The sequence below is a fragment of the Mycobacterium sp. genome (assembly GCF_008709575.1).
Taxonomy (GTDB): domain Bacteria; phylum Actinomycetota; class Actinomycetes; order Mycobacteriales; family Mycobacteriaceae; genus Mycobacterium.
In genome coordinates this window covers 1-736 of record NZ_VYIK01000295.1, presented here as the reverse complement: position 1 = coordinate 736, position 736 = coordinate 1, and the positions used below count along the sequence as shown (strand labels likewise).

Below are 736 nucleotides of genomic sequence, written 5' to 3'. Positions count from 1 at the left end.
TAGTTGCGCAGCATCCTGTCCGGCGCGTGGGTGACGGCGAAGTGCGCGCCCGCCGCGGGTCCCGACTCGACCGCCCGCACGGGCAGCCGCGCAGCGACGGCCGCTGCGACCGCTCCCCCGTTGGACAGCATGAGCAAAACCCCGGCCGGGACGCCTCGCTCAGCCAGCCGACGCTGCAAACTGTCGAGACAGGGGCCGAGAACCGGGATGGTCGCAGCGTTCGCCGCCGTGGTGACGAGCCGGGGATACTCCCGAATCAAGCCCACCACCTCGTTGGAGGTGACGATCGGGAGATCGATCCGCTCGCCGAGCCAGCGCGCGACCAGGTCGTCGGCCCGCTCGACCTCAGCGTCAACGTGGGCGTGCCCGGTGAGCTGGAATCCCCCCGCGTCCGCGCCGTGATTGAGCACGTCGCGAGCCTGGCAGTTGAACACTGCCGCTGGTTCGGCATAAACGCCGCCGGAGTGACCGTGCCCCCCGGCGCCCGTCTGGTCACCGCGGGCACGGACCTGACCGCCCTGGGTCGGGGCCGGCGGGGCTTCCGCGACGACATCTTGCCGGAGGGCTGATCACACCCGGCGGACCCGGCCGGACGCTGTCCCGCGCGATGATTACTCGACGACGATGTCGTTGCCGGACACCGACACGGTGCCGCGCCGCAGCGGCCAGAGCGTCGTCAGGGCCTTGACCGTGGCCCCGAGCCCGGGCACCTTGGCGAAGATTTGCTGAGGTCCGC

General features: G+C 71.5%; 1 protein-coding gene. It reads right to left on the bottom strand.

Translation table 11 applies throughout. The features are described 5' to 3' along the window. Positions 1–410: hydantoinase/oxoprolinase family protein (locus tag F6Q13_RS18550; protein ID WP_293059658.1), on the bottom strand; the 410-nt coding region annotated here is incomplete at its 3' end. Positions 411–736: the final 326 nt, after the last annotated feature.